The following is a 25,956-nucleotide window of genomic DNA, read 5'->3' as shown; positions in this document are numbered from 1 at the left end:
ATTTCCTCCTTAGTCAATAACCCTAACGCCTTCAACGTAGATATTAATTGTATCTACTGTTAAACCTGTAAAAGATGATACCTTATACTTTACAGTGTCGATAAGGTTCTCTGCGACAGCTTCAATGCTGACACCATACGATACAATAACATGAAAATCAAGTGTAATAGCATTGTTCTCTGTGATATTAACGCTAATACCATGATTTAAATAGTCTTTCTTAAGAAGCTTAACCAAGCCGTCTTTCATATTAACAGCTGCCATTCCTACAATACCGAAGCATTCAACAGCAACTGAACCAGCATAGGTCGCAATAACATCTGTATCTATAATAATCTTTCCAAGCTCTGTTTCCATTTGACCTTGCATAACGTACCTCCAAATTAGCATATTTTGTCATGATGTGTACATTATATACTAAAGCAAAAATAAAAGCCACCCTTTCGAGTGACTTTCAATATCGTGTCATGTAAGATTAAGCACGCTCAACCTTGCCAGAACGTAAACAAGAAGTACATACATATAACTTCTTAGGTGTTCCATTCACATTACACTTAACGGACTTCACATTAGACTTCCACATATGATTGGATCTTCTATGAGAATGGCTCACATTGTTACCGAAATGAGCGCCTTTTCCACAAACTGCACATTTTGCCATGATTGCACCTCCTTGTAAATTATTTCAAAACAATCAGTTGCGTCAAAATCGCAACAAATGGATTATAGCAAAGCAATTTAGAAATTGCAATGTTTTTCACAAATAAAATTAGAAAAAATCTTAATTATCGAAATAAGCGTTGAAAACATCAGCAGCTAAAGGTGCTGCATACTTACTTCCATAGCCTGCGCTTTCCATAATAACAGCTATAGCAAGCTTTTTGCCATATTCATTCTTGGCATATCCTACAAACCAGGAGTGAGTAAGCTTCTTGTTGCTGGTGTACTCTGCTGTTCCAGTTTTGCCATAAACCTCAAGATCTCCGAAGTCCACCTTTTCAGCTGTACCATCCATAACAACTGCTTCCATATAGCTATTAAGAAGATTTACCTCATTCTGAGAAAGAATAGTGTCATAGCTTTCCGGCTCAGTCTGAGAAATCACTTCACCATTTGCAGATACGATTTTATCTGCCATATATGGCTTCATAAGATTACCATCGTTAGCAATAGCTGAAACTATCATACACATATGAAGAGGTGTTACAGCAGTCTGACCCTGACCAATCGCTGTCTGAGCAACAATACTCTCCTTTGTATCGTCATCAATTTTGAAAGATGATTTCCTTGTGTTGTTCAACATTGTTGGCAAGGTGGTATTAAATAATAAGTCTTCTGCAGTCTTAGTAAACTCATCCCTATCAAGCTCAACTCCCATAGAGGCATAAGCACTATTACATGAATTTGAAAAGGCCTTAAGTAAGTCTTCCTGCCCATGAGATTTATTGCCACTACAATGGATGGTGTAATCATCCACCTTAAAGTTCCCCCTACAATTATAAGAGAAATCATCGTTTCCTGTAGCACGAAGATATGCCAAGGTGGTGATAATTTTAAAAGTGGATCCTGGTGGGTATGAGCCGTTTGTAGCTCGATTCATAAGGCCGGTATTCTTATTAGTGGAATCATTAATCTCCTCCCACTTTTCAGCAATGGTATTAGGGCTATAATCCGGCTTTGAAACCATAGCAATGATTTTCCCTGTGGAAGGCTCAATGGCTATAACTGCACCATCAAACATTTTCAGCCCATCACTGGCAGCCTTTTGAGTCTCATAGTCAAAGGTGGTATAAAGAGAATCTCCTGGACTTTTTGTACCAGTAAGACTGTTATTTATTTGTTCATCCAAGCTAATGTGACTCTTCAGCAAATCAAAGGAATATTCAGCCTCTAAGCCTGACATTCCCTTGCCTACATATCCTACTGCATGACAAAACAACCTGTCATCAGGATAAACTCTCACTTCTTTTCCTTCGCTATCTTTACTGGTTTTGGCAATCTCCACTCCGTCAGCTGTGTATATGCTTCCTCTTGAAACATCATCAGCAAACACAGAGAAACGAGAATTATAGGAATTATAAATAAAATCCTTGGAATCATTTTTCATGAAACCGATGAGATAGATTATCATTCCAATAAAGAAAAGTGAGAAAAATCCAGCTGTAATATATATTTCTTTTCTAATAGATTTTTTATTAGGATAATGATTCATTAATATCTTGCCCTTCTACTGTGTTTTTCTGGCATTGTCCATAAGTCCTCAGAACATTGACAGATAAAAATGCCAAGCATCATTGATAACAACGAGCTGCCGCCGTAGCTAATCAATGGAAGGGTTACTCCTGTAGATGGTATGAACTTAATTACACCGCCAATATTTAAAATGGTCTGTACAGTAAAAATGATACCGAAGCCACTGACCACCAGCATGTAAAAGCTATAGGTACAATTGAAGGCCACATTAAAAATCATAATGCAAGTGCACATGTAAATTAGTATTAAGCATATAGCCACAATGGTGCCCATTTCCTCTGAAATAGCCGCAAAAATAAAATCCTTAACTACTACGGGGATTTTGTTAGGCATGCCCTTATTTAGACCAGAACCAAGCCATCCGCCAGTGCCAATAGCAAACAAGGACTGAGATATTTGATAGCCCTTGTCATCTACAACTGAAAGAGGATCTGTCCAGGCGATAAATCTGGTTCTGATGTGTGGGAAATAGCTATAAGCAAATATTCCGCCAATACTAGCTACCAGAATCTCTATCAATAGCACAAGGTAGTTCTTATAAGCAATAAAAATAAGGAATACATAAGTGGCAAGGAATATCAACGCTGTTCCTAAATCTCTTGAAAAAACAAGTACTAAAACATGCACTGCCGCTCCAATGCCGGCAATTAAAAAACCTCTAAAATCCTTCCAGGTCACAATACAACCTGCTATAAAGAAAAGATAAGAAAGCTTTACAAACTCACTAGGCTGGATGCTAATACTTCCAAAGGTAAGGGAAAGCTTTGCGCCATATTCCACCTTTCCAAGCAGGCTAACCAGCATAAGCGATAAAACACCAAGAACAGCAAAAACCATCATAAAACGATTTATTCCAGGTATCTTTCTAAGGATAAAAACTGCAAGTGCGCAAACCCCTAAGGAAACTACAGCAAATACAAATTGTCGAATCGCTCTATCCATATTTAATCGCTCAAGAAAGACAAAGCTAAAGCAAAGCAAAAGCATAATGTTGTTCATAAGAGCTCTTGAAACAGGAATTGTTATTGTATTAATCAAAAGTCCAAAGCCCACGAAAAACATAAGCTGAAAGATTAATAAGCCAATTATTCTTGGATCGTCTTTGGAAAAGTATAAAACTATGGATGAATTACAAAGGAACAACACTATCATTACCGTCTGGATAGTTGAAAGGATGCTTGAAACAGTCTCATTAAGTCTGTATTCAAAAATCTGTATCATATCTATTACAGTAAAAATTATGATGTACGCAAGTATTGTAATTCGTGAAAACGTAGTAAGAACATTAACCAACGCTATTCTACTCCTCTTCTTAAATGTCCTTTGGTATAGTCCTCATTATATCTAAAGTTATTACCTTCAATAAAGGAATCTTTATAAAGCTTAAGGATATTTTTAGTCTCTTTAAAATCTTCAACAGTAAAATCAAGTCTGAACTCTTTGATTCCAAGTCCCAAGAGCTCGTTTTTCATATCAAAGGCTATATATTTTTTGCTATTGTAGATAGTGTTGTAGCAGTAATCGCAGTTGCACTGAACAACAAGATTTTCATTTTTTCTATCTACGATAGTAATTCTGTCGTTATTCTTTTTGCATCCAACTGTATTTTTCACTGTGCAGTTGGCAGTAACCATCATAGGAATGCGGCTATATACAATCATCTGAGAACGAGCATTGTCCCTATGCTTAAGCTCTTTAAGGGAAAGCTCATAAGGAATACAGTCCATTCCATAATCTAGCTTTCTAAAGCTATTAACACTTCGATTGTTAAAGGTATAAAGTCTATGATCAACAATTATTTTCTCAGAGTCATAGCCTAGGTCATGAAGCCATCCCAGCTCGTCAAAAGATGCCGCAATCACACCGGCAGCTCTATCATCAATCTTAAGCTTAGCTAAACAATCCTCTCTTAATACTGTAGGAAGATAAATATAAACCTCTCCATCAAAGGCGTTAATAGCTTCATCAAAAAGATTAAAAGGTACTGCAAGTCTATCTATTCCGCCTACAGCAACAACAGCCTCTAATTGTTCCTTGGTAGAGATAGTCACAAAGCTTGAAGCCTGAGTCTGATTATTACCAACGAATTTATATGGCTTAAAGTCGTTAATTGTAGGTGCTTCGTTGCTTCCAGACAATTCTTTAGTTAAAGCTTCAATAGCATCTCGTCTGGCATTTTTAATAACAGATACAGGAAGGAAAATATCCTCATCACAATCAATAATAAGCCTACCCATTTCAAAAATGGTATTACCTAAGCCAGATACCGCCTTTTCAATATCTTCTTTGGTGGTAGGCTTTTTGCTGGCAGCCTCAATAATGTTTCCGGATGCAAAGCCTTTGTGTTCATTTCCATCCGTAAAGGTAACTTGGAATTCTTCACCTAACACTGCACGAACGCGACAATCCACTTTTATCTTTGATGCGTTAACAGCAGGAGTTGCACTAACCTCTGTCTTTGTATGAGATGGAGCCTCAAAGGTAATCATTTCAGGCCCATTATGCTTATTTAAATACAAATCAGTAAAGCCACTTCGATTTCCAAAATCTAAAAGCTTTTGAATATCTTCCTCAGAAACAGAGTAATTTTTAGCACCCTTGTAAAGATATTCATCAATATATTTTCTATAAACACTAACAACGCCCGTGGCGTAGCTAAGTTGCTTCATGCGCCCCTCAATTTTGAAGGACATAACACCAGCCTCTATCATTTCTGGAAGGTGATTTATAGTACAAAAATCCTTTGGCGAAAGGATATAGTTGCCCTTTTTTTTAAGCTTCTTTCCGCCTTCATCAAATGCTTCATAAGGAAGACGGCAAGGCTGAGCACAACGACCTCTGTTACCAGAACGTCCACCTAAAATTGAAGACATAAGGCACTGGCCCGAATAACAAACACAAAGTGCGCCGTGTATAAAGCTTTCAATCTCAAGCTCAGGGCACTGCTTATGAATTGCAGCAATCTCTGCTATAGAAAGCTCTCTTGCAGTAACAATTCTCTTAGCACCCAAATCCTCAAAGAACTTTGCACCATGTCCAGTACAAAGACTACACTGGGTGCTTACATGAACATGGGTATCTGGAAAGTATTCTCTAATAAAATTGAAAACACCAAAATCCTGAACAATAAAGGCATCAATGCCATTTTCTACGTATGCCTTTAAATAAGGGTAAAGACGCTCCTCAATCTCTAGATTTTTAAGAAGTGTATTAACAGTAAGATATGCCTTTCTGCCGTGCAAATGGGCATACTTTATAGCCTCTGCCGCCTCATCAATGGTGAAGTTTTTAGCATAGGCTCTGGCGCCAAATAAATCTCCACCGAAGTATACAGCATCTGCCCCTGCATCTACCACTGCCTTGAAAATTTGAAGATCACCTGCTGGTGAAAGTAATTCTAATTGATTCATATATATTCCTTAAATAAAAAAATAATAGAGTCCCAAACTGGGACTCTTGATTAATCGTCTGATAAAGAACCTAGAAGAGCATCCTCTAGGGAAGCCTCAAGTTTAGTCTTTTGAAGAAGAAGTTCTTTGTTCTCCCTCTCAAGCTTTGTAATTGTCTCTTCTAATGTTTCTGTCTTTAGCTGTGCTGAAATCAAATCATGCTTAAGATTATAAATCTCTTTGTCTCGAATTTCTAAATCTGATTCAAGGGATTCAACCTGGGTCTTTGCCTTGAAATAATCATCCGCAATATTCAACTCAAGTAAGGTGGCTTTTAAGTCTGCAGAAATACGCTTGTAATCATCAATTGAATTAAACTCATCAAGCTTTGAATTGATGTAATTGGCTACCTTCTGAAGATATTCCTCTTCCTCGTAACCAGACAACGTATATACTTTCCCGCCTATAAGCACCTTTGCGCTTTTCTCGGAAACCATAACGCATTCTCCCTTCAGAATTTCAAGTTTAATTATATATATTTTCCGCCTTTAGCACAAGGGTTATCGTATAAATCTCTATCCTAAAAAAACTCTGGATATTATAACCCTTTGTTTTGCTGATTATTAATAACCATACCATCAAAAGGCCTGTCTTGATTCTCATTTGACATCCCTGTATTGTATCCCATTAAAACCGTCATAGTAACGCTGAGAATAAAACCAACTATTATAATTATTTGGAATTGAATAGATAAAAATTTTATTTTCTATTTTTTATTCATTACTACAAATAAAAAATGTGTAGAACTAAATTTTTCATCTTCTTCAGATATATTATAGTATGCTTCTAATAACGCATGTTTTGAGCATATTAAAACTGCATCTTTCTTAAAATCAAAATTTTTAGGCAGTTGTATTTTCACACTATACATTTCTTCAAAGTAACTTAATTCATCTTTATCGTATAGTATTTCATAAAATTCATCAGATTCTTTTACCTCAAAAGAATCTATATAATGAACCTCTACATAATGATTATCCTTGTAATAAATTATGAAACATATCAATATAATTACAATAAAAGCAAACCCCATTAAATAATACATTTTCTTCATAATATCTCCTATTTATTCATCACATTATAAATCTATAGCGCCATATCCATACTGCAGTAAACAAAAATCTCTCAAAAATCTCAATTAATAACTATATAGGATAAAATCAATTATTTAATTCTGAAATCATATACCTTTTGAAGCCACTCTGGTTCAGATGAAATTGAATCTGAAATTTTATCAAGTGTACGCTTACCAACTCTTCTATCTAATAATGCAAACATTTTTACAATTGGATTATCTGAATAGAGACTATCTTTGATGTCTGATTGTCTATATTTTTTAAGAGCTTCAGAAAACTCCTCATCTGTATACTCTGTCCTTTCAGAGATTGGATATTCATCAACTAATTGCCAAAAATCTTTCCAATAATCAGTTATAGTCATCTGTGCAGGCTTATCTGCATATACCATCTTAATAAAATATGAGTTTACTGTTTCCCAAGAAAACTGCTTAAATAGCTTATCATCTAAGAAAACTTCAAATATAAAACAACCATCCATACCTACATATGTTGTGCAATTGTACCGAACTTTTCCCTTTAAAGAATCTGCAAGCATATCTTTTTCAAGATATTTACGCATTCCACTCCAAGACTTTAAAACTTTACTCATTTTTTTCTTTCCCGATTAATAGTTATAATCATCAAAATATTTAATAATCCACCATTCTTCTAGTAATATACAAAATATATATGAAAAAACTGCAAAGCATAACACTTTGCAGTCAATAATCTTTATTTAATTCTCCTCAGCATATGCAATTCCAAAATGGTCATAAGCTTCTTTCGTAGCAACTCTTCCCTTTGGTGTGCGAATGATAAGTCCATGCTGAAGAAGATATGGCTCGTACACATCCTCAATAGTTCCTGAATCTTCACCTACTGTAGCCGCAAGGTTATCAAGACCAACAGGGCCGCCATTAAAACGCTCAATGATAGCAAGAAGGATATTTCTGTCATTGTTATCAAGGCCTAAAGTATCAACTTCAAGGGAATCAAGTGTAGCTGCTGCCACCTCTTTTGTGATTTCACCGTCGAACTTAACCTCTGCATAATCACGAACACGCTTCAAATATCTATTAGCTAAACGAGGGGTTCCACGGGAACGAAGAGCTATCTGATATGCTCCTTCATAATCGATAGGCGCATTCAACTTTCCAGCAGAAGCTGTAACAATTGTAGAAAGCTCCTCTGGAGTGTAATAGTCCATGTGACCAATGATGCCAAAACGATCACGAAGAGGTGCTGAAAGCAAACCTGGACGTGTAGTGGCTCCAATCAAAGTGAACCTTGGAAGCATGGTATGGATGGAACGTGCTGTAGTGTCTTTACCCATAACTATATCTACAGCGAAATCTTCCATAGCCGAGTAAAGAGTCTCCTCTACTGGCTTTGAAAGACGATGTATCTCGTCAATAAAAAGGATATCTCCATCCTTTAATGTCATAAGAACAGCTACAATCTCGCCAGGGATGGTAATAGCAGGGCCAGAAGTGACCTTTATGTTTGAGCCCATCTCTCCTGCCACAATACCGGCAAGAGTGGTTTTACCCAGACCAGGAGGGCCATATAAAAGCACGTGATCAAGTGCATCACCACGATTCTTGGCAGCCTCAATATATATTTTCATATTTTCCTTGACCTTTGTCTGTCCGATATAGCCATCGAATGACTTTGGTCTAAGAGCATTGTCATTTACAAGATCTTCATGACTTGCAATTGTTGATGTAATTTGTTTATTCGATAACATTGAAAAACTCCCTGAATTTTATAGGTTTTTGATTTTCCTCAGAAAATCAAAAACCGGACATGGACCAATATTTTCTTAAAGAAAATATTGCTTGGCAAAGCCAAGTTCTTGTGGGCTTTTTCCTTAAGTAGCCCACAAGAAGTCATAAGAAAGACATCTGCTTTAAGGTGTCGGACAGCAATTGCTCTGTGGTTGTAGATTCTGTGATAGTCATCTTATCAAGCGCTCTGGCTGCATTGCTTGCAGAATAACCAAGAGCCACAAGAGCTTCAAGAACTTCTTCCTTAACTGTAGATACTGGAGCGGCCTTTGATTTACCAGATAACTCTAAGGTAATCTTTGCCTCAAAGGCTCCAATAACATCCACCTTATCCTTTAAGTCTATGATAACTCGCTCTGCTGTCTTTTTACCAACGCCTGGTGCAGCAGCAAAAGCCTTTGAATCTCCGCCCGCAACAGCAAACTGAATATCAGAAACAGTCATATTGCTTAGAATTGCAAGCGCTCCCTTAGGACCAATTCCACTAACAGAAAGAAGAAGCTCAAACATCTTAAGCTCCTCCTTCTCATAAAATCCATATAAAGTAAGAGAATCTTCCTTTGGAATGAGCTTGGTATTAAGCTTTATTTCTGAACCAATTGTAGGCAGCTGCCTTATTGTATTCAGAGATGAGCTGATGCCATAGCCCACTCCATTATTCTCTAAAATAATCATATTGTCATCGATGTCAGCAAGTGTGCCTCTAATGTAAGCAAACATTGTACATCCCCCTTTTGTAAGTAATTGGATTATTCAGCGATTTCTCCGATGAAATAAAATCCCTTACAACAGTTTAACTTAACCTTGACAATTTTTCCAATCATAGATTCATCTCCAGGGAAATGAACTGTAACATTGTTGGCAAGCTTTCCTGAAACAAGTGTTGAATCCTGCTCATTAACCTCTTCAACAAGTACTTCCTGAGTAGTACCTTCAAGAGACTTAACCTTGTCGTGGCCATGCTTCTGTACAAGAGCAAGAAGTCTGTCAAAACGATCCTTCACAACATCTTCTGGAACCTGATTGTCCATTGCTGCAGCAGGTGTACCTGTACGCTTCGAATAAATAAATGTAAAGGCGCTGTCGTAATGAACCTTATCTACAACATCCATAGTATCAAGGAAATCCTCTTCTGTTTCCCCTGGGAAACCAACAATAATATCAGTTGTAATTGCAACATCTGGAATACGAGCACGAAGCTTTTCTACTAATCCAAGATAGTGCTCCTTTGTGTAGCGTCTGTTCATCTTCTTAAGGATTTCTGTGCTACCAGACTGTAATGGCAAGTGCATGTGGTGACAAACCTTGTCACAGGTAGCCATAGCCTCGATTAACTCATCTGATAAATCCTTTGGATGTGGAGTCATGAAACGAATACGCTTTAAACCTTCGATATCATTTACCATCTTAAGAAGCTCTGCAAAAGTGGTCTTTTCCTCAAGGCCAACTCCGTAAGAGTTTACATTCTGACCAAGAAGCATAACCTCAACAACACCGTCAGCGACAAGTCCCTTAATCTCTTCTACAATATCCTCTGGCTTTCTAGAACGCTCACGTCCACGAACATAAGGAACGATACAATAAGAACAGAAATTGTTGCAGCCAAAGCTGATGTTTACACCAGACTTAAATGGGTACTTACGTGAAATTGGAAGATTCTCAACGATTTTGTCAGTATCCTTCCAAATATCAATAATCATACCCTTTTTATTAAGGAGAGCTGTTGTGAAAAGCTCTGCGAACTTATAAAGGTTGTGAGTACCAAAAATAAGATCTACGAACTTGTAATTAGCCTTAAGGTGCTCAATTACAGTAGGCTCCTGCATCATGCAACCGCAAAGACCAATCATCATATCCTTATTCTTTTTCTTATAGCCATGAAGAATACCAAGGTGACCATACACCTTGTTGTTGGCATTTTCACGAACTGTACAGGTGTTGTAAATTACAAAATCTGCATTTTCGTTATCTGTTTCTTCATAACCAATCAGCTTTAAGATACCAAGAAGCTTTTCAGAATCACGTGCGTTCATCTGGCAACCAAAGGTTGTTACACAGCAAGTAAGCTTGCGACCTTTCTCCTGCTCCTTTTTCGCTACAATCTTCTTAGCTTCCTCAATAAAATAATATTGACGCTCTGGCTCCTGGTCTGGAGCATTGTTTAATAAATCTGTAATACTCATTTATACTTCCTATCTTACTTTCTAATTTGTCCATCACCATAGATGGTATATTTATAACTTGTCAAAGCTCGAAGTCCCATTGGTCCTCTTGCGTGAAGCTTCTGGGTACTAATACCAATCTCTGCTCCAAATCCAAACTCAAAGCCATCGGTAAATCTGGTAGATGCATTTACATAAACGCAAGCAGCATCAATTCCATTTAAGAATTTCTCAGCATTTGCATCATCCTTTGTGATGATAGCTTCCGAATGACCTGTGTTGTATTTATTAATATGTTCAATTGCCTCTTCAACAGAAGAAACAGTTTTTACCGAAATAATATAATCCAAGTATTCTGTAGCAAAGTCTTCTTCAGTGGCTGCTTCAGAACCTTCCATAAGTTTTCTTGCTTTTTCATCAGCGAATATCTGAACATTGTGGGCTCTAAGTTCTTTGTTTAAAACTGGAAGAAGCTCTGATGCAATATCTTCATGAATCACAAGTGACTCAGCTGCATTGCATACACCGATACGCTGTGTCTTCGCATTTACGATAATATTTACAGCCATGTCAATATCAGCTACGTGATCCACGTAAATATGGCAGTTACCAGAACCTGTCTCAATAACAGGGACAGAAGCATTTTCTACGACTGATTTGATAAGACCAGCGCTTCCTCTTGGAATAAGCACATCGATATAACCATTAAGGCGCATCATTTCCTTTGCTGTCTCTCTTGAGGTATCCTCAATAAGAGAAATTGCATCTACTGGGAAACCGCCCTTTTCAAGGGCCTTCTTGATGACTTTGACGATAGCCTTGTTTGACTCCATAGCATCACTGCCGCCCTTGAGGATTACAGAATTACCAGTCTTGAAGCAAAGTCCAAATACATCAGCTGTAACATTAGGTCTAGCTTCATAAATTACGCCTACAACACCAATAGGAACAAGGCGTTTCTTGATATCAAGACCATTAGGACGCTTGAATTCTTCAACAACCTGTCCAATAGGATCATCAAGCTTTACAACTTCTCTAAGACCATCAGCCATTCCCTTGATACGTGCTTCGTCAAGCTTTAGTCTGTCTAATAGACCAGCTGATAAACCTTTTGCCTCACCGTTTTTCATATCAATTGCATTTGCTGCAATAATATCAGAAGCATTAGCCTCAAGTGCATCTGCAACCGAAAGAATAGCATCGTCCTTTTTGTCTGAAGGAAGTGAAGCCACAGTGTATTTTACATCTCTTGCTTTTGTTGCTAATTCTAGTAATGTCATTACACACCTCTTTTAATAAGCCTATCGTTAGTTACTATATAATCCAAAGGCACATCATGTTCCTTTATATCCAAATTTAACACCATCTGTTCTTCAAAGGCTACACCGATTTTTACAACCTCAGGATGCTTTGTATAGAATCTATCATAAAAACCTGCACCATAGCCAATGCGATTACACTTTTCATCAAATATTAGCCCTGGTGTTATTACTATTGTGTTGCTATCGAAAGCTGGAAGCTCAGGCAATGATTTATTTGGCTCCTTAACATTAAAGCAGCCAATAGAAAAATCCTTATCTAAGTCTCTTATATTATGAAAGCTGAGCTCATGGTTTTTGATATCAGAAACCGGGAAATATAAGTCTTTCCCAGCTTCTAAAAGTGCTTTATATAACGGTCGTAAATCAACCTCTGAACCCAATGGATAAAAGCATAAAAAAATATTAGCCCCTTTAAAATCAGATTCTAAAAGAGCCAAAAGTCCATCAACTATCCTTTGAGACTTGGCATTCCTATCTTCTAAAGTCATGCCATCTCGAATAGCTTTAAATTCAAGTCTAAGTTCTTTACTACTTTGAAACTTTTCCATATTTTTCGCCAAGGTTTTCAACCTTACCATTTTCATCAACAATATCAATATTGTTAAGCTGTGCACGTACATTACCCTTTATAGCATCAATATATGCGCGTCTAAGCTTTGCCTGCTCTTCCTTTTCTGCTTCTGTAAGACCTTCACCCTTCTGCTTGTGGTAAAGCTCGTTGATTCTTGCAATATCTTTCTCTGTAATCATAATTATTCCTCTAATAAATCTAAAACACGTACATCATCGCGTTTATTGGCGATGAAAAGTGTTCCTTTGTCTTTGTTCTCAAAAATACGGTGAATATTTCCAATATGAGCACCATTTGTAATGACCATATCTGCACCACAATAGGTGGCAATCTGTGCTGCACGAAGCTTTGCTGTCATACCGCCAGTGCCTACGTTTGATGAGCTCTCTGAGCTTGCCATACCAAGCACATCATCAATACTTTCAACCACAGGTACAAACTCAGCATCTGGATTTGTGTTTGGGTTGTCCGTGTAAAGGCCATCAATATCTGAAAGAAGTACCAATGCATCTGCCTTTACAAGAGCTGCAACAATTGCTGAAAGTGAATCGTTATCACCAAACTGTATCTCGTGGGTGGCAACTGTATCATTTTCATTAACAACTGGTATAACACCAAGGGCGAACAACTGCTCAAAGGTGTTTCTGGCATTCTCTCTAGATTCTGGATCAGTCATAGTCTTCTTTGTCATAAGAATCTGACCAGCACGTTGATTGTATTCTGAGAAAAGCTTTTGATAAACGGACATCAAATAAGCCTGACCAATTGAAGCGCAAGCCTGCTTTGTAGCTAAATCCTTTGGACGCTCCTTCAAACCAATTGCATATCTGCCCACTGCAATGGCTCCAGAGGATACAAGACATACATCCTTTCCCTGGGCTCTCAAATCACAAAGTTGACGCACCAAACGCTCAAGCTTAGTGTAATCAATATTGCCTGTGGCATCATGGGTAATTGTAGAAGAACCTACCTTTACGATTATTCGTTTTTTCTGTGTAAAATCATGTCCGTACATACCCGTTCTCCCTCTATATTATCCGCTACATCATACCACTAAAATATATATATAATCAAGAAAAAAGAATCCCACTACCGTGGGATTCTTAAAAAATTTATAAAATTATCTTTCGTGGGCAAACTTCTGCACACTTACCGCAGCTTGTACACTTGCTTTGGTCGATGTGTGCATAGAAGCCGTCTACAGTGATTGCACCAGCCTCACAGGTCTTCTCACACTTATGACAGCCGATACATCCAACTGAACAAACCTGCATAACATCCTTGCCCTTGTCATTATTGTGACAACGAACAGCATGTCCTGAATCGTAAGGAATAAGCTCGATAAGATGATTAGGACAAGTGTCAATACATTTGCCGCAGGCCTTGCAGGCTTCCTTATCTACAAGAGCTACACCATCTACAATGTGGATTGCATCAAATGGGCAAGCCTTTACGCAAGAGCCAAAGCCCATACATCCATAAGAGCAGGCTTTTGGTCCACCACCTGGAACAAAGGCCATAGCCTTACAATCCTCAACGCCAGTGTAATCGTACATCTGCTTAGCATTTTCGCAGGTACCGTTACACATTACGAAGGCAACCTTACGAACTTCCTCTTCTGCTTCAACACCCATGATTTCAGAAATAAACACTGCTACAGGTGCTCCACCAACTGGACATTGATTAACAGGAGCCTCGCCCTTTGCAATTGCAGCAGCAAGACCAGCACAGCCAGCATAACCACAACCACCACAGTTATTTCCAGGAAGTACAGCAAGCACAGCCTCTTCCTTTGGATCAACTGGAACCTTAAACTTCTCAGATGCAAAGCATAAGAAAAATCCAATAACACAACCGGTAGCGCCGACTATGACAGCTGCCAGTAAAATTCCTGTAATACTCATAGCAAGCCCTCCCCCTTAAATTACACCTGAGAAACCAAGGAATGCCATAGCCATAAGTCCTGCTGTAACAAGAACAATGGCAGAGCCCTTGAAGGTCTCAGGGATATCGTTGTATTCAATCTTCTCACGAATACCAGCCATAATAACGATGGCGATTGTAAAACCAACAGCAACACCGAAACCATTTATAACTGACTCGAGAATATCGTAGTTATTGGTAACGTTATTAATTGCAGTACCAAGAACTGCACAGTTTGTAGTAATAAGTGGAAGGTATACACCAAGCGACTCGTAAAGAGAAGGTACACTCTTCTTTAAGAACATTTCTACGAACTGTACTAATGCAGCAATAACAAGAATAAACACGATTGTCTGCATGTACTCAAAGCCGGTAGGAACAAGAATAAATTTGTAAATTATCGAAGCTACAAAAGAAGCTATGGTAATTACGAATATAACTGCTCCACCCATACCAGCTGCTGTCTCAACTCTCTTAGAAACTCCAAGGAAAGGACAAAGACCAAGGAACTGAGAAAGAACAACGTTATTTACAATTGCTGAAGCAACTAATAAAAGAATTAATCCTGTAAAATAGCTCATTAGTTATTCTCCTCCTTTCCTGATGATTCTGTGGTGGCACTTGCCTGGGAGCCTGCTGCCTTTCCTGTACAAGCCGATGATAAAGAGCAGCCTGAGCAATCTCCAGCTAAGCAACCTTGAGCAGCTGGAAGTGGCTTTCCTTTAGCTTCCATCTTCTTACGAATAACATTCATTATTGCAACAAGTCCACCAAGTACAAAGAAGGCACCAGGTGCAAGTCCAAATAATGAAATATGATAATTATTAAGAGGTGTAATTGCTACGTTAAATACTGAACCATTACCAAGAATTTCACGAACCATACCAATAAGAGTAAGTCCAACTGTGAAACCAAGGCCCATACCGATACCATCAAACATAGATGGAAGGATTGGATTCTTAGAAGCATAGCTTTCTGCACGTCCTAAGATGATACAGTTAACTACAATAAGTGGAATATAAATTCCAAGTGAAGCATAAAGTGAAGGAGTAAAGCCCTCCATCAAAAACTGTACAATTGTAACAAAGGATGCAACAACAACGATAAAAGCTGGCATTCTAACTCTGTCAGGAATGATGTTTCTAAGTGCTGAAATCATCATATTAGAAAGCACCAATACCACTGTTGTAGAAAGTCCCATTCCTATACCATTGATAGCTGATGTGGTAACAGCAAGTGTTGGACACATGCCAAGCATCAACACAAAGGTAGGATTTTCTTTCCATAAACCGTTATATAAACGTTCAAGATATCTATTCATTTGCTGCACCTCCTTCTAAAGAATTGAAGTAGGTAACACAAGCATTGATACCGCCTGTCATAGCCTTTGAGGTGATTGTGGCTGCAGAAATAGCATCAACTTCAGAGGATGCAGATGCACCGCCCTTTACAACTGTAAAGATTTCTGCTGCTCTATTCTCAAACTGAGATGAGAAGGTGCCATCGCCTGTATCCCTAGCCTTCATACCAAGACCTGCTGTCTCAGAGATGCTAGTGATTGAATATCCATTAATCTTATTATTGTTTGTAATACCAACAGAGAAAGTGATGTTACCGCCGTATCCAGCAGAAGTTGTAACCGTGATAACATAACCAAGAGTGTTTCCACCTTCGTCCACTGCCTTTACACAATTATCAATTGTATTGTCTTTATAACCTGCTTCGCGAACAAGTTCTGTTGCCTTCTCAGAATCGAACCCCTCAAGGTCTTCAAAAGAATCAGCCTTTGCAAAAACTGATCTATAGGCCTGCTGAGTAGCCTCAGCCTGAGCCTTTGCAATTGGAGCCTTTGTGATTTCATATACAAGTCCAAGGGCAAAGCCTGCAATAACAGTGATGCAAGTAAGAACCAAAGCGTCTTTAACTAATTTATTCATTAGCCTTCACCTCCTTGGTCTTTTTCTCCTTAACCACACCAAAGGCACGAGGAACTGTAACCTTCTCAATCAATGGTACTAAAAGATTACTGAAGATAATTGCAAAGCTGACACCCTCTGCACTATTTCCAAATAATCTAAAGAGACCAGTGAGAACACCAAGACATATTCCAAACAGTACCTTGCCTGCGGGAGTAATTGGTGAAGTTACATAGTCGGTAGCCATAAAGAAAGCACCAAGCATTAAACCACCACCACAAAGATGTGCAACGATATATGCTGTATCAAAGCCATGGCCACCAAACAAAGTAATAAATGCAACAAAGGTAAGAATATAGATTCCAGGAATAAGTAAATCAATTACTCCAAGAAGAATAAGAATAATAGCACCAATCAAAATGCAAAGTGCACTAGTCTCACCGATTGTTCCACCTGTACGTCCAATAAGCATATCAAGTGTGTTTACAGACTCTCCATTTTTAAGAAGCTGAAGAGGTGTTGCACCAGACACACCATCATACTCAAAATGAGTCATTGTAGCTGCAAAGGAAATAACAAGGAATGCTCTTCCGCCTAAAGCAGGATTCATAAAGTTCTGTCCTATTCCACCGAAAAGCATCTTTACAACAACGATTGCAAAAATACTACCAAGCACTGCCTGCCATACAGGAAGTGTATATGGTAAGTTAAGTCCAAGTAAAAGACCTGTAACAGCTGCTGACAAATCTTTTATTGTGCTCTTTTTTCCTACTGCTAATTCAAATAAATATTCTGAAACTACACAGGTTAGAACACAGACAACTACAAGTAACAATGCTCTAAGTCCAAAGTTAATTACACCAAAAATCGTTGTTGGCATAAGTGCAAGGATGACATAAAGCATAATTCGAGTTGTATCATCTTTGGCTCTAACATGTGGAGATGAAGAAACCTTTAATAAGTTACTCATGACACGCATTTCCTTTCTATTTTTTTCTCTTGTCTGCAAGAACCATCTTCTTCATAGTCTTTATTGACTGAGCCAAAGGCTGTCTAGCTGGGCATCCAAAGCTACAGCTACCGCACTCAATACATTCAAGACCATACCACTTTTCAAAGCTTTCTTTATCACCGTGCTCTGAAAACTTTGAGAGTCTAGATGGAATAAGATTTTCAGGACATGCTTCCACACAACGTCCGCAGTTGATACATGCAGTTGTCTCAAATTTTGAAACCTCATCCTCTGATAAGGCTAAAAGTGCACCAGAAGTTTTGGTGGTAGGGATATCTACGTCCATAAGTGCAAATCCCATCATCGGACCACCAGAAATAAGCTTCTCTGGTTCACGAATATATCCTCCTGCAGCATCAAGGATTTCCTTGCAACTTGTTCCAATGCAGATTCTAAAGTTGCGAGGCTCCATAATAGCGTCACCAGTGATTGTGAAGATTCTATCCATGACAGGTCGACCTTCAACAACAGCTGTATAAATAGCATTGATGGTAGCAACATTATCAACGATACATCCAGCATCTGCAGGAAGCATCTTTGAATTAATCTCTCTACCAGTGCAAGCCTTAATAAGCTGTCTCTCGCCGCCTTGTGGATATTTTGTCAAAAGTGGAACTACTTCGATACGAGGCTCATCATTTACTAAAGAAGTTAAGCTTTCGATAACATCGCTCTTATTATCTTCAATACCCAGAAGTCCCTTTGCGTTAGGGAACAATTGAAGAATAATTTTCATACCTGTGATGAGCTTTTCAGGTTCTTCCACCATTGATCTGTAGTCTGATGTAAGATAAGGCTCACATTCAGCACAGTTTGCAATGATGAATTCGATGCTTTCAGGATTCTTTGGAGATAGCTTTACATGGGTAGGGAATCCAGCACCACCCATACCAACAATACCAGCATCCTGAATTTTTTTGATAATGTCTTCCTTTGAAAGTGCTGTATAATCAGAGCAACTTTCAAAACCTTTTTCGATGAACTTACAATCGTTTTCGATAACGATAGAGTTCACCATGTCGCCAGTGGCAACACGCCTTGGCTCAATTGCTTTCACTGTACCAGATACAGAAGAAAAAATTGGTGCCGAAACAAAGCCTCCCGCGTCGGCAATCTTCTGACCTCTAAGAACAGTGTCGCCCACATTTACGCATGCTTGTGCAGGTGCACCAATATGCTGCGACAGTGGATAAACCATCATTCCCTGTGGCTTTAATTCCTTGATAGGCTTCTCCTTTGATAGCTCCTTGCCATCATAAGGATGAACGCCACCTTTAAATGTCTTAAGGCCCATAGCATTACCCCTCTTTATAATATTTGTTACTTATTTACTTAAATTATATCATTTTGTTACAATAGGGCGAGAAAATTTATCATTAATTTTGTATATTTTTAAGTACCAAAGCCACAATTATCTGTCAATTAATCTATAATAGAAAAGGCTTTAATAGATTTAGAAAGATTTTATATGGAGAAATAATGGAAATAATAAATAATACCTACGAGATTGATAATATAAGCTACGCATTAGACAAATACTTTGACAACAATACTATTTTCTTCGATATTGAATGTACCGGTCTTTCACCAAGAAAATCCTTCATATACCTAATAGGATATGCAATTCGATTGGGAAATATGGTAACTGTAACTCAGCTTTTAGCAAACAACGAATCAGAGGAAATAGAAATTCTTAATGAATTCGAGAATGTAATACGTAATTACGATAAATTATTAGGCTTTAACTCTACTCGCTTTGATGAATCCTTTATTGTAGAGCGTTGCAAGAAATACAAGCTAAACACTGTAATAAAGCAAAAGAAGCATCTGGATATGTATCTTACCACCACAAAAGCAAAATGTCTTTTGGATTTACCAAACTATAAACAAAAGACTATCGAAGGCTTTTTAGGATTAAATCGTAAAGACGAATATGATGGAGGACAATTAATACCGGTTTATCAGCACTATTCTCTTACTAATGATCAAGAATCAAAGAAGCTTATTCTTCTTCATAATTACGAAGATGTAAAAGGAATGATCTATATTGCTGATATTCTTTCCTACAGCGATATTCTTACTTCGGATTTACGATTTGTAAATATGGAGTTGGATGAAGATAAACTTAGATTTGAAATAGAAACTGATATTGCTCTTCCATCTTCGATAAACAAAATTCGCGAATACGGAATGTATATCATAAAGAATAATCGCATATACGTTACTTTAAATATATTCAAGGGAACCTTGGAAACTTATCTTCCAGATTATAAAAACTATTATTACCTTATTAGTGAAGATATAATCATTCCTCGTTCCTTAGGGGAAAGCATGGATAAATCAAACCGTCGTCCTGCCACCCGCAAAGAATGTAAGGTTGTAGCTGAAGGAAGCTACGTATCCCTCCCAAAGGGGATAGATGTTGGAAGCACTCGCACCTTCAAAGCTTCCTACGAATCCAAGGAAGCGTATATCAGCGTATCGGATATAAAAGAAGACATTATAATTAAGATTACTAGATATATGTTGAAACACTAAAAAAGAGTCTTGGTAGGCCTCAAGCTCATGGGTAACTTAAGCGAAACATTTCTCGTTGAGCGTAGTTACCCATGGCTTGTAGCCGTGACCAAGACTCTTATATTAGTGGCTAACCACTATACTTTCTCATAATAGAATGAATATCTTCTCTTATATCCCAATTCTTTGTAGTCTATTACTTGCTCTGTAGAACCTATAAAGAGAATACCACCCATTCTCAAAGCTTTATTAAACTTAGAGTAAACCTCATTCTTCGCCTCATCTGTAAAGTAAATTAAAACATTTCGGCAAACAATCATGTCGTAGTTTGTAGGATATGAATCTCTAAGAAGGTTATGCTCCTTAAACTCTACACATCTTTTAACTTCATCACTAATCTGGTAAGAGTTTCCCACCTGTGTAAAGAACTTTTTCTTAAGATCAGCAGGAACATTGGCAATAGATTTTGCACTGTAAAGTCCAACCTTTGCTGTAGCGATAACCTGCTTGTCCAAATCAGTGGCGTAAATCTTAATCTTGTTCAAAGGAATATGGTTAGATAAGCACATAACAAGAGAATAAGGCTCATCACCAGTTGAACAAGCTGCACTCCAGATTTTCAGCTGCTGGCCTGACTTAGCCATAAGCTCTGGAATAAACTCCTTGCTCATTAATTCCCATTGTTCTGGATTACGATAAAATTCGGAAACATTTATTGTTAGGAAGTTTACGAATTCATCAAAAACCTCTTTGTCCTTCTTCAAAAGCATAACATACTCATGATATTCCTTGCATTTATGCTTTGTAACAAGGGAATCGATACGACGACGCATCTGTTTTTCCTTATAGGAACTAAGGTCAATTTTGGTAAGGTCGTGAACTTCCTTCTTAAAAGCTTCGTAATTATCCATAATCTTCTCCTATTCCTCAAAAATAATAGAATATCCCATTAATTGAACTCCATTATAACCAACAGTTGTGTATTAATTGTTATTTTTTTAAGAATAAAAACAAAAAAACCTAGGTGGAATACATCCACCTAGGCTGAATAATCTATTGAATTACTCTTCTGAAGCAGCAACTTCCTCGATGTTAACATCTGCAACGTCAGCATCATCAGTTGTCTCTGGCTCAAGAAGCGCCTTCATTGAAAGGCTGATCTTCTTCTCTTCATCGTTGAACTCAACAACCTTTGCCTCGATATCCTGACCGATTGAAAGAACATCAGAAGGCTTCTCAATACGATCCTTAGAAATCTGAGATACGTGAAGGAGTGCATCAATTCCAGGAGCAAGCTCTACGAAAGCACCGAAGTCCTTCATACGAACAACCTTACCCTTAACAACAGAACCTACTGCGTACTTGTCAGCAGCACCGTTCCATGGGTTTTCATTGTCGAACTTGCAAGAAAGTGCAATCTTGCCATCCTTGATTTCCTTAACGAATACCTTGATTGTATCACCAACGTTAAGAGTCTTTGTAGGATTCTCAACACGACCCCAGCTCATCTCTGAGATGTGAAGAAGACCATCAGCACCACCTAAATCGATGAATGCACCGAAGTCCTTAACGTTCTTAACTGTTCCTTCGAATTCCTGACCAACAGCGATCTTAGCCATAAGCTCTTCCTGAGCCTTTGCTCTATCAGCAACAAGAAGTGTCTTTCTGTTACCAATGATACGACGACGCTTTGGATCGAACTCAGTAATTACGAACTGGATTTCCTGACCCTGGTACTTACCAAGATCCTTTTCGTATACATCTGATACGAATGAAGCAGGGATGAATACTCTAGCCTCATCAACAACAACTGTAAGACCGCCCTTGAGAACCTTATCAACTGTGGCTGTAAGAACTTCACCCTTCTCAAATGCCTCAGCTAATCTCTCATTTCCCTTTTCCTGAGCAAGTCTCTTATAAGATAAGAGAACCTGACCTTCGCCATCATTTACCTTTACAACAATGGCAGAAAGCTGGTCGCCTTCTTTAACGACAGTAGTAAGATCAACATTAGACTCATTTGTGTACTCAGAACGTGTAATGATACCGTCTGACTTGTAACCAATGTTTAAAACGATTTCATCAGGCTTTACACTGATAACAGTACCGTCTACTACCTCTCCATTGTGTATAGTTTTAAATGATTCCTCCAACATTTGTTCAAAACTCATTTCTGACATTTCTTTTGAACCTCCTCGATAATATTGTTTGGGGTGGAAGCCCCTGCGGTAATACCTACACTTTCAATGGAACTAAGGTCAGATGGCATGAAATCATCAGCCGTCTGTATATAGTAAGTATTGTTGCATTTTGTTTTGCATATTTCATACAACTTCTGCGTGTTGGAAGAATTTTTACTTCCAATGACTATCATGGCATCCACTTCTGACGCAATTTCAGCCGCTTCAACCTGCCTTTTGTTAGTCGCATCGCATATTGTATTCAAAACAATAATATGATAACCTTTTTGCTTTATAATTTCAACTAATTCTTGAAATTTATTGTGGTTAAAGGTGGTTTGAGACACAATACAAATACTCGTGTGAGTATTAACTGAAAAATCAACAGCAGCCTGTTCATTTGGTATTACTGTATACTCATCACCGTTTATCCAACCAACAATGCCTCTAACTTCTGGATGTTCAGGATTTCCAATGATAACAATGTGCTCATCATTCTTTGAATGCTCATCCACCGCCCTATGAATCTTCTTAACAAAAGGACAGGTTGCATCAATAATATTGTGACCCTTTTCCTTTAATCCTTCTTCAACAGCTCTTGTAACACCGTGGGAACGAATGATTACAGTTCCTGAAGGATAATTTTCATCAGAATCCTCTTCCATAACCTTAACGCCGTTTGCTTCAAAAGCACGAACAACCTCTTCGTTATGGATAATAGGTCCATAGGTATATAAAGGCTTTGTTCCTTCTTCAATTTGTTTGTTTACTACATCTACAGCTCTTTGCACTCCAAAGCAAAAGCCTGCAGACTTTGCTAAAGTAACTTTCATATATCGTTCCTTTATTTATTAATATAAGAAATAATTGTTTCTACAACCTGGTCGATGTTCATTTCTGAGCTATCAACAAGGATTGCGTCATCAGCCTGCTTAAGTGGGCTGATTTCTCTGTGAGAATCTCTGTAATCTCTCTCTTCGATGTCCTTTGCAATCTTGTCAAAGTCTGGTGTTTCACCCTTTGCAACAAGCTCATCAAAACGACGCTTTGCACGACACTCAACTGATGCTGTAAGGAAAATCTTTACATCTGCGTTTGGAAGTACAACAGTTCCGATGTCACGGCCATCCATGATAACGTCTGTTGTCTTAGCAAGCTCCTGCTGTAGAGAAACAAGCTTAGTTCTAACTGGTGCATATACAGAAGTTGAGCTAGCCATGTTTCCAACCTCTTCTGTTCTAATCATACCTGTAACGTCTTCTCCGTTAAGGATTACGTGCTGAGCACCATCTTCATATTTAATAGAAACAAGAATATTATCAACTACTGATGAAATCTTTGCTTCATCAGTTGGAGCGATACCTTCGCGAAGAAAATATAAAGCCATAGCTCTATACATTGCTCCAGTGTCTACATACACATATCCCATTTTTGCTGCAATAGCCTTTGCTATTGTTGATTTTCCTGCTCCTGCAGGTCCGTCGATTGCTACATTCATTGCCATAATAAATTCCTCCGAGTTTTATATTGAAATACCAGCTAAATATCCTGTAGACCAGGCTATCTGTAAATTAAAGCCGCCGGTAAATGCATCTAAGTCCAAAACTTCCCCGGCAAAGGAAAGTCCTTCTATATTTTTACATTTCATAGTACTTGGGTCAATATCTTTCACAGAAACTCCACCTTGAGTTACGATTGCTTCTTTAAAATCCCTAAGACCAATTATTGTAAATGGAAAGGCCTTTAAAAGTGAAACAATACTTTGGCGCTCCTCCTTAGTGATGGAATTGATTTGTCTGCCATCATCAAACCCAAGTATATCTATAAACACAGGCACCATAGAGCTTGGAAGAAGCCCTCTAAGAACTGTGCTTAAGTGCTTGTTCATATTATCATTGAAATCTCTCAGGATTCTAGCATCTAAATCCTGAGCTGACAAAGCAGGCTTCAAATCTATAAACGCTGATAACTTTCCTTTGTTCTGCAAAGTCTTACCAATAATTGACGAAGCAGAAAGTACAAGAGGGCCGCTTACTCCAAAATGAGTAAAAAGCATCTCGCCAAAGCTGTCATAAAGCTTCTTCTTTTCATCAAAAATTGTAAGGTTAACATTTTTGAGAGAAAGCCCCTGCATTTCAGGTATGTATGCTTCCTTTGTATTAAGAGGAACAAGAGCTGGACGCAAATCAGAAATCTTGAGCCCAGCTGCCTTTGCCCATTCAATACCGTCACCTGTGGAACCTGTGGTGTAATAAGACAAACCACCTGTACAAACCACAACGTGATCAGCAGCAAGCTCTTTTCCCGACTTAAGAACTACACCTTTTACAGTGCTTCCTTCTATAGATAGGCCCTTAACCTCTGTATTCAACTGAACCTTAACACCAAATTCCTTGAGACCATTATCTAAAGCCTTTGTAATATCTGATGCATGATCAGACTCTGGAAAAGCTCTATTTCCTCTTTCAACCTTTGTCTTCACGCCATGACTTTCAATAAAATCAATCATCGAATCAGGGCTAAAGGTATAAAGAGCACTATATAAAAACTTAGGGTTACTAACTACATTTTTAAAGAAATCCTCAATATCACAGGCGTTTGTGAAATTGCATCGGCCCTTACCAGTGATATAAATCTTCTTACCAAGCTTTTCATTCTTTTCAAGCAAGGTAACTTTATGGCCACACATTCCTGCTGAATAAGCAGCCATCATTCCAGCGGCTCCACCGCCAACAACTATAACATTTCCCATTAAATCTCTCCTGGATATGCCATTTTTATAGAATCATCCACCAAATCAATTTCATCATTCTCGTAGAATTGATAATCATTCCAAACATTCTCAACCATATCAAGGGTCTTGGCTACTTCTGCTTGTCTACGATTACAAAGCTCTACAATAAGGGCATTGATAACAGAAAGCGGTGCCACCAAGGAATCAACTACAGAATGCATATCACTATCTGCTATCAAATTACAAGAACTATAAAGATTCATAGGCGAATGAATGGAATCAGTAATTGTAATAACATTAGCCTGTCTATTGTTTGCAAATTCCAAAGCCTTAAGTGTTCTCATAGAATACCTAGGGAAGGAAATTCCAATAATACAATCTTGCTCGTTTATATGAATCATCTGCTCAAACAACTCTGATGAAGACGAGGTTTGCAGATTTACCACATTATCGAAAATCATATTTAAATAGAAGGAAAGGAATGATGCAAGTGGCGCACAGGTTCTAATACCTACCACGTATATTCTTCTTGCATTAAGCAAAGCCTCTACAGCATTGTAAAAGGCTGCTTCATCAATATTTTCCATGGTGTTTTTGATTTTAAGGGCATCAGATGTAAGTACCTCTCTAACCACACCATTTTGCTCCAAACCACCATTTGTAATTTCGATCTTCTCAGTGCTATTAAGCTTTGTGCGAACCATCTCCTCCAAAGACTGCTGAAATTCAGGGTAGCCGCTGTAGCCAATAAATGATGCAAAACGAACAACAGTAGATTCTGAAACTCCAATTATTTCGCCAAGCTTTGCAGCAGTCAAAAAAACAGCCTTATCATAATTATCAAGAATATAATTAGAAAGAAGCTTTTGTCCTTTTGACATTCTTCCATACTTTTCATTAATTTTTGAAATTAAATCAGTTGTAGTAGCCATGTAACTCCTTAAAACTAATAATACAATTCAAAATATATTCGCTAAATCACGGTTTATTTATTACTCATTTGTAGAAAATAATTATAGAGTAAAAAAAAGAGTAATGCAAGAATTCTTGCATTACTCTTGAATCAGTGAAA

Annotated in this window: 28 protein-coding genes; 1 reads left to right on the top strand and 27 read right to left on the bottom strand. The window is 38.0% G+C overall.

Annotation, left to right across the window (positions count from 1 at the left end):
- Positions 1-9: 9 nt before the first annotated feature.
- From BLR54_RS01940 to rsxC, 21 genes are all read right to left on the bottom strand, one after another.
- On the bottom strand, positions 10-369 hold the full coding sequence (locus tag BLR54_RS01940) for an Asp23/Gls24 family envelope stress response protein (protein ID WP_090416538.1): 360 nt from the start codon (positions 367-369) through the stop codon (positions 10-12).
- 106 nt (positions 370-475) lie between these two features.
- Positions 476-661, bottom strand: a complete 186-nt coding sequence (gene rpmB / locus BLR54_RS01935; RefSeq protein WP_015549663.1) for a 50S ribosomal protein L28 — start codon at positions 659-661, stop codon at positions 476-478.
- Positions 662-781: 120 nt separating this feature from the next.
- Positions 782-2,212 carry a peptidoglycan D,D-transpeptidase FtsI family protein gene (locus BLR54_RS01930; protein ID WP_090416537.1) on the bottom strand — a complete coding sequence of 477 codons (1,431 nt, stop codon included), beginning with the start codon at positions 2,210-2,212 and terminating at the stop codon, positions 782-784.
- Positions 2,212-3,474 (bottom strand): FtsW/RodA/SpoVE family cell cycle protein, encoded by a 1,263-nt coding sequence (locus BLR54_RS01925; RefSeq protein WP_143008386.1) that lies wholly within the window; start codon positions 3,472-3,474, stop codon positions 2,212-2,214. Before BLR54_RS01925 ends, BLR54_RS01930 begins: the two co-directional genes overlap by 1 nt.
- A 74-nt stretch (positions 3,475-3,548) precedes the next feature.
- The gene (locus tag BLR54_RS01920) at positions 3,549-5,663 is read right to left on the bottom strand and encodes a peptidase U32 family protein (RefSeq protein ID WP_090416535.1); all 2,115 of its coding nucleotides are present in this window, start codon (positions 5,661-5,663) and stop codon (positions 3,549-3,551) included.
- 50 nt (positions 5,664-5,713) lie between these two features.
- Positions 5,714-6,139, bottom strand: coding sequence for a cell division protein ZapA (locus tag BLR54_RS01915; protein WP_090416534.1), 426 nt, complete (start codon positions 6,137-6,139; stop codon positions 5,714-5,716).
- A 269-nt stretch (positions 6,140-6,408) separates the two neighbouring features.
- A complete protein-coding gene (locus BLR54_RS01910) occupies positions 6,409-6,756 on the bottom strand; it encodes a hypothetical protein (protein ID WP_090416533.1) in 348 nt (115 codons plus the stop codon).
- A gap of 110 nt (positions 6,757-6,866) precedes the next feature.
- Positions 6,867-7,370 (bottom strand): SF0329 family protein, encoded by a 504-nt coding sequence (locus BLR54_RS01905; RefSeq protein ID WP_090416532.1) that lies wholly within the window; start codon positions 7,368-7,370, stop codon positions 6,867-6,869.
- A 126-nt stretch (positions 7,371-7,496) separates the two neighbouring features.
- Positions 7,497-8,507, bottom strand: coding sequence for a Holliday junction branch migration DNA helicase RuvB (gene ruvB, locus BLR54_RS01900; RefSeq protein WP_090416531.1), 1,011 nt, complete (start codon positions 8,505-8,507; stop codon positions 7,497-7,499).
- Between the two features lie 142 nt (positions 8,508-8,649).
- Positions 8,650-9,267: a Holliday junction branch migration protein RuvA gene (ruvA, locus tag BLR54_RS01895; protein WP_090416530.1), complete on the bottom strand. Its 618-nt coding sequence runs from the start codon at positions 9,265-9,267 to the stop codon at positions 8,650-8,652.
- Between the two features lie 29 nt (positions 9,268-9,296).
- Positions 9,297-10,730 carry a tRNA (N6-isopentenyl adenosine(37)-C2)-methylthiotransferase MiaB gene (gene miaB / locus BLR54_RS01890; protein WP_090416529.1) on the bottom strand — a complete coding sequence of 478 codons (1,434 nt, stop codon included), beginning with the start codon at positions 10,728-10,730 and terminating at the stop codon, positions 9,297-9,299.
- 14 nt (positions 10,731-10,744) lie between these two features.
- Complete coding sequence (locus tag BLR54_RS01885; protein WP_090416528.1) at positions 10,745-11,989, bottom strand: glutamate-5-semialdehyde dehydrogenase; 1,245 nt, start codon at positions 11,987-11,989, stop codon at positions 10,745-10,747.
- Positions 11,989-12,579: a 5-formyltetrahydrofolate cyclo-ligase gene (locus BLR54_RS01880; RefSeq protein ID WP_176761828.1), complete on the bottom strand. Its 591-nt coding sequence runs from the start codon at positions 12,577-12,579 to the stop codon at positions 11,989-11,991. Before BLR54_RS01880 ends, BLR54_RS01885 begins: the two co-directional genes overlap by 1 nt.
- Positions 12,560-12,781, bottom strand: coding sequence for a DUF896 domain-containing protein (locus tag BLR54_RS01875; protein WP_330388119.1), 222 nt, complete (start codon positions 12,779-12,781; stop codon positions 12,560-12,562). The genes BLR54_RS01880 and BLR54_RS01875 overlap by 20 nt, the downstream gene beginning before the upstream one ends.
- Before the next feature lie 2 nt (positions 12,782-12,783).
- A complete protein-coding gene (gene proB, locus BLR54_RS01870; protein ID WP_090416526.1) occupies positions 12,784-13,617 on the bottom strand; it encodes a glutamate 5-kinase in 834 nt (277 codons plus the stop codon).
- Between the two features lie 97 nt (positions 13,618-13,714).
- On the bottom strand, positions 13,715-14,506 hold the full coding sequence (locus BLR54_RS01865) for an RnfABCDGE type electron transport complex subunit B (RefSeq protein ID WP_090416525.1): 792 nt from the start codon (positions 14,504-14,506) through the stop codon (positions 13,715-13,717).
- Positions 14,507-14,521: 15 nt separating this feature from the next.
- A complete protein-coding gene (gene rsxA / locus BLR54_RS01860; protein ID WP_090416524.1) occupies positions 14,522-15,106 on the bottom strand; it encodes an electron transport complex subunit RsxA in 585 nt (194 codons plus the stop codon).
- Entirely contained in the window at positions 15,106-15,846 is a 741-nt protein-coding gene (gene rsxE / locus BLR54_RS01855; RefSeq protein ID WP_090416523.1) for an electron transport complex subunit RsxE, read from the bottom strand. The genes rsxA and rsxE overlap by 1 nt, the downstream gene beginning before the upstream one ends.
- Positions 15,839-16,462 carry an RnfABCDGE type electron transport complex subunit G gene (locus BLR54_RS01850; RefSeq protein WP_090416522.1) on the bottom strand — a complete coding sequence of 208 codons (624 nt, stop codon included), beginning with the start codon at positions 16,460-16,462 and terminating at the stop codon, positions 15,839-15,841. The genes rsxE and BLR54_RS01850 overlap by 8 nt, the downstream gene beginning before the upstream one ends.
- The gene (locus tag BLR54_RS01845) at positions 16,455-17,411 is read right to left on the bottom strand and encodes an RnfABCDGE type electron transport complex subunit D (RefSeq protein ID WP_090417263.1); all 957 of its coding nucleotides are present in this window, start codon (positions 17,409-17,411) and stop codon (positions 16,455-16,457) included. The genes BLR54_RS01850 and BLR54_RS01845 overlap by 8 nt, the downstream gene beginning before the upstream one ends.
- Positions 17,412-17,427: 16 nt before the next feature.
- Positions 17,428-18,747 carry an electron transport complex subunit RsxC gene (gene rsxC / locus BLR54_RS01840; protein WP_090416521.1) on the bottom strand — a complete coding sequence of 440 codons (1,320 nt, stop codon included), beginning with the start codon at positions 18,745-18,747 and terminating at the stop codon, positions 17,428-17,430.
- Positions 18,748-18,932: 185 nt separating this feature from the next.
- On the opposite strand from rsxC, the gene BLR54_RS01835 reads away from it, so the two are divergent.
- Positions 18,933-19,991, top strand: coding sequence for a ribonuclease H-like domain-containing protein (locus BLR54_RS01835; RefSeq protein ID WP_090416520.1), 1,059 nt, complete (start codon positions 18,933-18,935; stop codon positions 19,989-19,991).
- Positions 19,992-20,107: 116 nt separating this feature from the next.
- Here the strand turns inward: BLR54_RS01835 and BLR54_RS01830 are convergent, their stop codons facing one another.
- The 6 genes from BLR54_RS01830 to BLR54_RS01805 form a co-directional block, all read right to left on the bottom strand.
- Positions 20,108-20,881 carry a CheR family methyltransferase gene (locus BLR54_RS01830; RefSeq protein WP_090416519.1) on the bottom strand — a complete coding sequence of 258 codons (774 nt, stop codon included), beginning with the start codon at positions 20,879-20,881 and terminating at the stop codon, positions 20,108-20,110.
- A 150-nt stretch (positions 20,882-21,031) separates the two neighbouring features.
- Entirely contained in the window at positions 21,032-22,150 is a 1,119-nt protein-coding gene (rpsA, locus tag BLR54_RS01825) for a 30S ribosomal protein S1 (protein WP_090416518.1), read from the bottom strand.
- Positions 22,138-22,983 carry a 4-hydroxy-3-methylbut-2-enyl diphosphate reductase gene (ispH, locus tag BLR54_RS01820; protein WP_090416517.1) on the bottom strand — a complete coding sequence of 282 codons (846 nt, stop codon included), beginning with the start codon at positions 22,981-22,983 and terminating at the stop codon, positions 22,138-22,140. Before ispH ends, rpsA begins: the two co-directional genes overlap by 13 nt.
- Positions 22,984-22,994: 11 nt before the next feature.
- Positions 22,995-23,654: a (d)CMP kinase gene (gene cmk, locus BLR54_RS01815; RefSeq protein ID WP_090416516.1), complete on the bottom strand. Its 660-nt coding sequence runs from the start codon at positions 23,652-23,654 to the stop codon at positions 22,995-22,997.
- A gap of 18 nt (positions 23,655-23,672) precedes the next feature.
- Positions 23,673-24,902: a BaiN/RdsA family NAD(P)/FAD-dependent oxidoreductase gene (locus BLR54_RS01810; protein ID WP_090416515.1), complete on the bottom strand. Its 1,230-nt coding sequence runs from the start codon at positions 24,900-24,902 to the stop codon at positions 23,673-23,675.
- Positions 24,902-25,816, bottom strand: coding sequence for a MurR/RpiR family transcriptional regulator (locus BLR54_RS01805; RefSeq protein WP_090416514.1), 915 nt, complete (start codon positions 25,814-25,816; stop codon positions 24,902-24,904). Before BLR54_RS01805 ends, BLR54_RS01810 begins: the two co-directional genes overlap by 1 nt.
- Positions 25,817-25,956: the final 140 nt, after the last annotated feature.

Source organism: Pseudobutyrivibrio sp. YE44 (assembly GCF_900104335.1).
Classification (GTDB): domain Bacteria; phylum Bacillota; class Clostridia; order Lachnospirales; family Lachnospiraceae; genus Pseudobutyrivibrio.
This window is presented reverse-complemented; position numbering and strand designations above follow the sequence as displayed.

What these genes read in the sequence shown, in the direction of transcription:
- BLR54_RS01810 (WP_090416515.1), bottom strand. Translation starts at nt 24,902, where the DNA reads ATGGGAAATGTTATAGTTGTTGGCGGTGGAGCCGCTGGAATGATGGCT.
- BLR54_RS01910 (WP_090416533.1), bottom strand. Translation starts at nt 6,756, where the DNA reads ATGAAGAAAATGTATTATTTAATGGGGTTTGCTTTTATTGTAATTATA.
- cmk (WP_090416516.1), bottom strand. Translation starts at nt 23,654, where the DNA reads ATGGCAATGAATGTAGCAATCGACGGACCTGCAGGAGCAGGAAAATCA.
- BLR54_RS01915 (WP_090416534.1), bottom strand. Translation starts at nt 6,139, where the DNA reads ATGGTTTCCGAGAAAAGCGCAAAGGTGCTTATAGGCGGGAAAGTATAT.
- proB (WP_090416526.1), bottom strand. Translation starts at nt 13,617, where the DNA reads ATGTACGGACATGATTTTACACAGAAAAAACGAATAATCGTAAAGGTA.
- BLR54_RS01805 (WP_090416514.1), bottom strand. Translation starts at nt 25,816, where the DNA reads ATGGCTACTACAACTGATTTAATTTCAAAAATTAATGAAAAGTATGGA.
- BLR54_RS01940 (WP_090416538.1), bottom strand. Translation starts at nt 369, where the DNA reads ATGCAAGGTCAAATGGAAACAGAGCTTGGAAAGATTATTATAGATACA.
- rpmB (WP_015549663.1), bottom strand. Translation starts at nt 661, where the DNA reads ATGGCAAAATGTGCAGTTTGTGGAAAAGGCGCTCATTTCGGTAACAAT.
- BLR54_RS01845 (WP_090417263.1), bottom strand. Translation starts at nt 17,411, where the DNA reads ATGAGTAACTTATTAAAGGTTTCTTCATCTCCACATGTTAGAGCCAAA.
- rsxA (WP_090416524.1), bottom strand. Translation starts at nt 15,106, where the DNA reads ATGAGCTATTTTACAGGATTAATTCTTTTATTAGTTGCTTCAGCAATT.
- BLR54_RS01925 (WP_143008386.1), bottom strand. Translation starts at nt 3,474, where the DNA reads ATGATACAGATTTTTGAATACAGACTTAATGAGACTGTTTCAAGCATC.
- BLR54_RS01885 (WP_090416528.1), bottom strand. Translation starts at nt 11,989, where the DNA reads ATGACATTACTAGAATTAGCAACAAAAGCAAGAGATGTAAAATACACT.
- miaB (WP_090416529.1), bottom strand. Translation starts at nt 10,730, where the DNA reads ATGAGTATTACAGATTTATTAAACAATGCTCCAGACCAGGAGCCAGAG.
- BLR54_RS01880 (WP_176761828.1), bottom strand. Translation starts at nt 12,579, where the DNA reads ATGGAAAAGTTTCAAAGTAGTAAAGAACTTAGACTTGAATTTAAAGCT.
- rsxC (WP_090416521.1), bottom strand. Translation starts at nt 18,747, where the DNA reads ATGGGCCTTAAGACATTTAAAGGTGGCGTTCATCCTTATGATGGCAAG.
- BLR54_RS01905 (WP_090416532.1), bottom strand. Translation starts at nt 7,370, where the DNA reads ATGAGTAAAGTTTTAAAGTCTTGGAGTGGAATGCGTAAATATCTTGAA.
- BLR54_RS01875 (WP_330388119.1), bottom strand. Translation starts at nt 12,781, where the DNA reads ATGATTACAGAGAAAGATATTGCAAGAATCAACGAGCTTTACCACAAG.
- ispH (WP_090416517.1), bottom strand. Translation starts at nt 22,983, where the DNA reads ATGAAAGTTACTTTAGCAAAGTCTGCAGGCTTTTGCTTTGGAGTGCAA.
- BLR54_RS01920 (WP_090416535.1), bottom strand. Translation starts at nt 5,663, where the DNA reads ATGAATCAATTAGAATTACTTTCACCAGCAGGTGATCTTCAAATTTTC.
- BLR54_RS01835 (WP_090416520.1), top strand. Translation starts at nt 18,933, where the DNA reads ATGGAAATAATAAATAATACCTACGAGATTGATAATATAAGCTACGCA.
- rsxE (WP_090416523.1), bottom strand. Translation starts at nt 15,846, where the DNA reads ATGAATAGATATCTTGAACGTTTATATAACGGTTTATGGAAAGAAAAT.
- ruvB (WP_090416531.1), bottom strand. Translation starts at nt 8,507, where the DNA reads ATGTTATCGAATAAACAAATTACATCAACAATTGCAAGTCATGAAGAT.
- ruvA (WP_090416530.1), bottom strand. Translation starts at nt 9,267, where the DNA reads ATGTTTGCTTACATTAGAGGCACACTTGCTGACATCGATGACAATATG.
- BLR54_RS01830 (WP_090416519.1), bottom strand. Translation starts at nt 20,881, where the DNA reads ATGGATAATTACGAAGCTTTTAAGAAGGAAGTTCACGACCTTACCAAA.
- BLR54_RS01865 (WP_090416525.1), bottom strand. Translation starts at nt 14,506, where the DNA reads ATGAGTATTACAGGAATTTTACTGGCAGCTGTCATAGTCGGCGCTACC.
- BLR54_RS01930 (WP_090416537.1), bottom strand. Translation starts at nt 2,212, where the DNA reads ATGAATCATTATCCTAATAAAAAATCTATTAGAAAAGAAATATATATT.
- rpsA (WP_090416518.1), bottom strand. Translation starts at nt 22,150, where the DNA reads ATGTCAGAAATGAGTTTTGAACAAATGTTGGAGGAATCATTTAAAACT.
- BLR54_RS01850 (WP_090416522.1), bottom strand. Translation starts at nt 16,462, where the DNA reads ATGAATAAATTAGTTAAAGACGCTTTGGTTCTTACTTGCATCACTGTT.